The 6,760-nt window shown below is 58.9% G+C and carries 5 protein-coding genes and 1 rRNA gene; 3 read left to right on the top strand and 3 right to left on the bottom strand.

Annotation, left to right across the window (positions count from 1 at the left end; genetic code table 11):
* Positions 1-75 (top strand): 5S ribosomal RNA (gene rrf / locus AC07OG_RS26265); the annotation flags it as partial.
* A gap of 64 nt (positions 76-139) precedes the next feature.
* Here the strand turns inward: rrf and AC07OG_RS26260 are convergent.
* On the bottom strand, positions 140-850 hold the full coding sequence (locus AC07OG_RS26260) for a GntR family transcriptional regulator (protein WP_495068503.1): 711 nt from the start codon (positions 848-850) through the stop codon (positions 140-142).
* Between the two features lie 262 nt (positions 851-1,112).
* Between AC07OG_RS26260 and lapG the strand changes: the two genes are divergently transcribed.
* Entirely contained in the window at positions 1,113-1,736 is a 624-nt protein-coding gene (gene lapG / locus AC07OG_RS26255) for a cysteine protease LapG (RefSeq protein WP_495068502.1), read from the top strand.
* 14 nt (positions 1,737-1,750) lie between these two features.
* Entirely contained in the window at positions 1,751-3,697 is a 1,947-nt protein-coding gene (lapD, locus tag AC07OG_RS26250; RefSeq protein ID WP_495068501.1) for a cyclic di-GMP receptor LapD, read from the top strand.
* A 56-nt stretch (positions 3,698-3,753) separates the two neighbouring features.
* On the opposite strand, the gene AC07OG_RS26245 is transcribed toward lapD, so the two are convergent.
* A complete protein-coding gene (locus AC07OG_RS26245; protein WP_060541906.1) occupies positions 3,754-4,092 on the bottom strand; it encodes a hypothetical protein in 339 nt (112 codons plus the stop codon).
* A gap of 145 nt (positions 4,093-4,237) precedes the next feature.
* On the bottom strand, positions 4,238-6,760 hold a 2,523-nt coding region (locus AC07OG_RS26240; RefSeq protein WP_495068500.1), incomplete at its 5' end, for a type I secretion C-terminal target domain-containing protein.

Here is a 6,760-nt window from a genome sequence, read left to right as displayed (position 1 = left end):
GAACTCAGCAGTGAAACGATGCATCGCCGATGGTAGTGTGGGGTTTCCCCATGTGAGAGTAGGTCATCGTCAAGATTGAATTCCGAAACCCCTGTCTGCTGACGCAGACAGGGGTTTTGTCGTTTCAGGGCCCTGTAGGTTACTTCGAGGTCTTTCTGGCCTGAGCTTCAGGGCTGTCTAGGTAGCGTGTGATGACTTGCACCGCACGGTTCAGGTGGAGCTCCAGCAACTGAACAGAGCGTTCCACATTCCGCTCCCGGGCTGCATGCAATAGAGCTCTGTGGTCGTCCTGGGATATCTTGCCGAGGCCCATGGCCTCCAGGTTGAAACGCAGGAAGCGCTCCTCTTCATTCAACCCGTCCTCAACCAGCTGCAACAGCCGGCGATTGGGCGCCCTGCTGTACAGCATCATATGGAAGAGACGGTTGAGACGGCCGATTTCGGTGTAGTCGTGTTCTGTTTCGAGTTCTTCGATGTATCGTTGGGCCTGTTCGATGTCCGCATCCTGGAGCAATGGGATCGACAGGCGTAGCGCTTCCGACTCCAGGAGAATGCGCAAGGCGTAGGTTTCCACGGCATCACCCTGGACCAGCGGAGCGACGACGGCACCTTTATGGGCTACAACATTAAGCAGTGCTTGTGCCTCGAGCTGGCGCAGGGCTTCGCGCACCGGCATGCGACTGACGCCGAACAGGTCAGCCAGGTCTTGCTGACGCAGTGCAGCACCACAAGGGATGCGCCCGTCCAGGATGGCCGAGCGCAGGGTTTCTTCGATCACCGAACGCGCCAGATGTGCGGGAATCGGCCCGTTGATCTTGATACTGCTAAGAGGGTTGGGCTTTTGTGTCACTACAACGCACCCTGATTCAGAGGTTTTGGATCCAAATGACACTAGTGACTGCCTGACGGGAAGTCAAACAAGCAGTAGCTCACCTGTCTTTAGTTTAGCGCGACGCCAATGATCTCATCGTGCCATTGTTTTTTTTCAGGCTAACCTTCACCATTCAATCGACTCCTTCCTGTCCACCCTGGATGCCTTTGCATTGACGGCACCTATAGCGATTCCCCGGATTCTAAGTTGGCTGTGCAGTGCATTACTGCTGGCTGGCGTGATGCTGGGCAGCCTGAGTGCCGACTGGGATTTTTCCCTGATCAGCCGGAAGGCGCAGGGGTTGTACGGGCCCTTGGGCCAGGGGCAGCAGCGCATTGACGACTGGCAGCAGCTATTGGCCAGCCAGAAGCAGCTCGGCGAGCTGGAGAAGCTTAATGTGGTTAACCGCTTCTTCAACAAACAGTTGCGCTACGTTGAGGACATAGACCTGTGGCACCAGGTGGATTACTGGGAAACCCCGATCGAGGCGCTGTGGAAGGGCGCCGGCGACTGTGAAGACTACGCTATAGCCAAGTACTTCAGCCTGCGCCATCTCGGTGTCGCCAGTGACAAGTTGCGTATCACCTATGTAAAGGCTCTGACCCAGAATCGCGCGCATATGGTGCTGACCTACTACTCCAGCCCGGAGGCCATGCCGCTGGTGCTCGACAGCCTGATCGACGTGATTAAGCCCGCCAGCCAACGAAAGGATCTGCTGCCGGTCTACTCTTTCAACGCAGAAGGGTTGTGGTTGGCTGGGGCCAAGGGCAACCAGAAGGTTGGTGATACCAAACGCCTTTCGCGATGGCTGGATGTACTGAAAAAAATGCAGGCCGAAGGTTTCCCGCTCGAGACGACTAATTAGGAGCACGCGCTCAGATGTCTTTGTTCAAACAGCTGTTGATTGCTATCTGTCTGTTCCTGGTAGTCGCTTTCACCGGCAGCTTCATGGTCAGCCTGGAAAGCTCGCGCACCCAATACGTCAATCAACTGCGCTCCCACGCTCAGGACGCGGCTACGGCACTGGCGTTGTCCTTGACGCCGAACATCGACGACCCGGCGATGGTCGAGCTGTTGGTCAGCTCGATTTTCGACAGCGGCTACTATGCGAGCATCCGCGTAGTCGACGTGAAGACTGATCAGACGCTGGTTGAGCGTACGGGCATCCCTGCAGTCACCAACGTTCCGGACTGGTTCGTCAAGCTGATAGGTCTTGAGGCTGCCGGTGGTGACGCGATAGTCAGCCGTGGCTGGGAACAGGCGGCGCGGGTCGAAGTGGTCAGCCATCCGATGTTTGCTCTGGCCAAGTTGTGGCAAAGCGCGTTGGGTAGCCTTGGCTGGCTGCTGATCTGCGGCGCGGTGAGTGCAGTGCTGGGCGCGCTGTTGCTGCGTCGGCAACTCAAGCCGCTCGATTATATGGTCCAGCAGTCCCATGCCATCGCCCGGCGGGAATTCCTGAGTCTGCCGGAATTACCGCGCACTCCCGAATTGCGCCGGGTGGTGCAGGCCATGAACCAGATGGTAGAAAAACTCAAAGCGCTGTTCCAGGAACAGGCCGAGCGCAGCGAAAAACTGCGAGCCGAATCCTATCAGGACACCTTGACCGGATTGGCCAACCGGCGCTATTTCGAGATGCAACTGAATGCGCGGGTCAGCAATCCTGAACAGGCCAGCTCCGGTTATCTGCTGTTGTTGCGGGTCAAGGATCTGGCTGGACTCAACCAGCGACTCGGCGGCCAGCGCACCGATGAAGTACTTAAAGCAGTCGGCGAGCAACTGTCGCGCGAATGCGCCAAATACCCGGAAACCCAGAACCTGGTCACTCGTATCCGTGGCGGTGAGTTTGCTGTGCTGGCACCGGGTCTGGTACGCGAAGAAGCCCTGCATCTGGCCCAAAACCTCGACAGCGCCTTGGCGAGTCTGCACGCCACTGGTGCTACAGATGTGCCGGCAGTGGCCTCCATTGGGCTGGCACCATTCGCCCATGGCGACTCACCGCAATCGGTGTTGAGCCTCGGCGATCAAGCATTGGCGCAAGCGGAAGGCCAGGGCGAGCAGAACTGGGCCTGCCTGGACCACAGTCTTTCGGCCAGCGTCGGCGACGATCACCACGCCTGGCACCGCTTGCTCGACCAGGCACTGAGTCAGCAGCGTTTCGACTTGTATTTCCAGCCGGTAGTGGCTGCCCAGGACACGCAGATGGTGCTGCATTACAAAGTACTGTCGCGTTTGCTCGACGAACAAGGCCAGACCATTCCTGCCGGGCGTTTCCTGCCATGGCTGGAGCGCTTTGGCTGGACCGCACGGCTCGATCGGCTGATGCTCGAGCGCGTGCTGGAGCAGATGCACGGACACGAAGAGTCACTGGCGTTGAACCTGTCATCGGCCACCCTGGCCGACTCCCAGGCGCTGAACAAAGTCTTCGAGATCCTGCGCGCTAACTCCAGCCTCGGCCCACGTCTGACCCTGGAAATCGGCGAAGAGCAACTGCCCGAACAGGCGGTGCTGGAGCAACTGACCCGACGCCTGCGAGAGCTTGGCTTCTCCTTGAGCCTGCAGCGCTTTGGCGGACGCTTCAGCATGATTGGCAACCTGGCACGACTTGGACTGGCATACCTGAAAATCGATGGCAGTTACATTCGATCGATTGACCAGGAGAGCGACAAGCGTCTATTCATCGAGGCAATTCAGCGGGCGGCGCACAGTATCGATTTGCCGCTGATTGCCGAGCGGGTCGAGACCGAAGGTGAATTGTCGGTGATTCGCGAGATGGGGCTTTATGGGGTGCAGGGGCAGCTGTTCGGTGAGCCCAAGCCCTGGGGATGAGCTGATGCCTGAAAAGATCGTTCGCGATACGGACGATCTTCATGGGTACCGGGAGGTCAGATCAACCCGGCTTCTTCTTCATCGATCAAATGGCTCAGGCCACCCAATGCTTCACGGGCTTGGGTCCGGTCCATGAGTTTTGCCTGGGCCGCCGGTGGCAGATCGGTGACGCGGATTACGCCTTTCTGGGTCAGCACCTGAATCAAGTCGTCGAGTACCCGGATCATTTCCAGGTCGCTCTGCTTTAGCTGCTTGAGGCTAGTCTCCACGGCCTCGTTAGCGTACCAGTCCTGGATTTCATGGTGGTCGGCCGGCAGCGTCTCCGTGGCCTCGGCGTAAGCCGCAGCTTCCACGCGAACCAACAGGCCCTGCGCATCGCGTTGCACGTAAAACATTGAGCATCCCTCGGAAATTAACCAGCATCATGCCGTCAGCAGCATAGGACAACTGTACGCGAGTATGCGGTGCGCCGACGAAATCGTCATCGGGCGGTAGCCGCAAACGTGACGACCGCCCCATAAGGGCGGTCGTTTTTACGCATCAGCTGTTGTTGTGGTCAACCTTGATGGTCGGGTCGCTACCGGCAATCAGGCTGTGCAGGTTGGCGCTCGACCAGTTGTTGCCTTCCAGTTTGATCGTCACATCCGGTGTGGCCGCTGCCGCGTCGCCGGAGTTGAACTTGCCGCCCGAGCTGACCTGCAGCGACGACACGCCATCGACCGTAGAGATCTTCAGGAAGTTGTCGATGGTGCTGCCGGTTTCGCCCTGCAACAGATCGCGCAGGTCGATGCGGTCGCCTTCGCTGGCCTTGAAATCCTTGATCACGTCGCTGCCGGTGTCGCCCGCCTTCCAGACGAAGGTGTCGCCACCGGATCCGCCGATCAGGATGTCATTACCCTGGCCACCGGTCAGCGAGTCGTTGCCGGTACCACCCAGCAGGATGTCATTGCCTCTGCCGCCGTCGAGCAGATCGGTACCGCCTGAACCGAACAGGATGTCATTGCCCGCGCCGCCCAGCAGGGAGTCGTTGCCATCATGGCTACCCGATACATCGAACGCTGTGTAGTGCTCGGTGATGTACTGGTGCACATTGCTGGTGGTGACTTTGCTGACGTCTACGCCGGTCTCTTTGGCGACGAACGCCTGCATCGCCGGATAACCCTCGCCGGCGATGCCGTTGAAGCTCACCAGGTCGCCGAACAGGATGTCGTTGCCATTGCCGCCATTGACGATGTCGTTACCCGGCATGGTCGCTTCGGTATGACCGATGATCGAGTCGGCAAGGTTCTTTGGATCGATGTCGGTCTGCGGCGTTCTATCCGAGTCGTACGGCCTCAGGTCGCTGAGCGTAACGTCCTTGTTCAGGCCGATAGCTTCCACCGCCGACACCTTGGCCAGGAGCGCGAAGCCATCGGAGGAGTTGTCGATGGCGTCGGAACCGGTGCTGTTGCCGGTGCCGTCGCGACTGGACAGCTCATAGGTGCCGTTGCCCTCGGCGCGAATGGTACCCAGATCATCACTGCTCCAGTAGTTGCCAAGCCATGAGGACTTGTACGTCTGCAGCGTGACCGTGCCATCGCTATCGATGGACAGTTTGTGAGTACTGTCCAGAGTGGCGCTGTAGGTCTGCCCCAGTTTGTAATTGCTGGTGGTGATAACGTCGTCGAGCTTCACATTGCCGTACAAGGTCGGGTTGGTCAGCTCACCGCTCTGGTAGTAAGTCGGTTTGCCGTCGGTGATGAAGTACGTGAGGTTCGTCGCCCCGGTGTTGGCCTTCGCCTCGGTGCTCTGGAACCAGTTGGCCGTGGTTTTGAACACGTCCTCGTAGTTAGTGCCGCCGCCGGAAGCCATCGAATCCAGCACCCCTTTGAGCAGGGTCAGGGCATTTGGATCGTTCAGGTTGACCGAAACAGACTTGTTGACCTGGCTATCGAAGTCCGCGAGGAAGATGTTCACGGTGCCCGAGTTTCCACCCATGCTCTGCTTGAGCGTGTTGAACACCGACGTCAGCGAGGTCTTGGCCGCGCTGATCGACGACGCGCTCATACTGCCCGAACTGTCGACCATGAACGCAATGTTGTAGTTGGTGCCCGGCACCACCGTCAGCCCGCCGATGTCGGCGATCATGATGTCGTTGCCGTCGGTGCCGACGATATTGTCATTACCGGTGGTGCCAGTGACCGAGTTATAAACCGCCGGATTAATCGCGATCGGAATCTGAGTGGTATTGCTGGCCGAACCACCTTGGCTTTCGGTCGAGACTGCCGTGACTGTCAGCGTGTTGGTACCGGTGGCGTACGGTGCCGGGGTGTAGCTCAATTTGCTTACATCCCACCCGCTGAGGTTCACGACGGTATTACCGAGCGTGCCGGTAAAGGTGTGCGTGCCGTCGGTCAAGGTCGCACCTGCCGGGATGCCGCCGATCGAGGTAATGGTCTGTGTTTCAGAGCCATCAGTGTCCGCGGACGTTACCGTCAAGCCCAACGCAATGCTGCCGTTTTCGGCGACCTGAGTCGTGGTGGCGGACACGATCGGTGCATCCGCGACCGCGGTCACACTGATGTCTAGCGTGGAGTTTGAACCGGTGCTGGTGATGTAGGTGACAGTCGGAACCTTGCCGCTCCAGTTGTTGGCGGGGGTAAAGCTGTATTCACCGTTGGCACCGAGAGTCAGCTTGCCGACGTTCAGTATCGTGGCGGTACTCCCTGCCGTGTACTCCACGCCACCCACCGTGAACTTGGCCACGCTGAGGGCGTTATCCACATCGCGGTCGTTGGTCAGTACGTTGCCGGTGGCGATCGTGTCCTCAAGGGTAGTTTTGAGGTCAGCAGCCAGCACGCTCGGGTCATCGACCGGTGTAACGCTGATGTTCAGGGTCGAAGTGTCGTTGGTGCCCGAGCCGTCGGTGATGGTGTAGGTGACCGTTGGTACCGTGCCGTTGTAGTTGGCGGCCGGGGTGAAGGTGTAAGCACCGTTCGCTCCGATCACCAGGGTGCCGACGTTGGCGATGGTGGCGGTCTGGCCTGCGTTGAACGTGCCGGTGACGCCAGCGACGGTGAAGTT

The sequence above is a fragment of the Pseudomonas sp. GW821-FHT09H03 genome, assembly GCF_059415945.1.
Note: the sequence above shows the minus strand (reverse complement) of the source record. Positions and strands in the feature narration are given on the sequence as shown.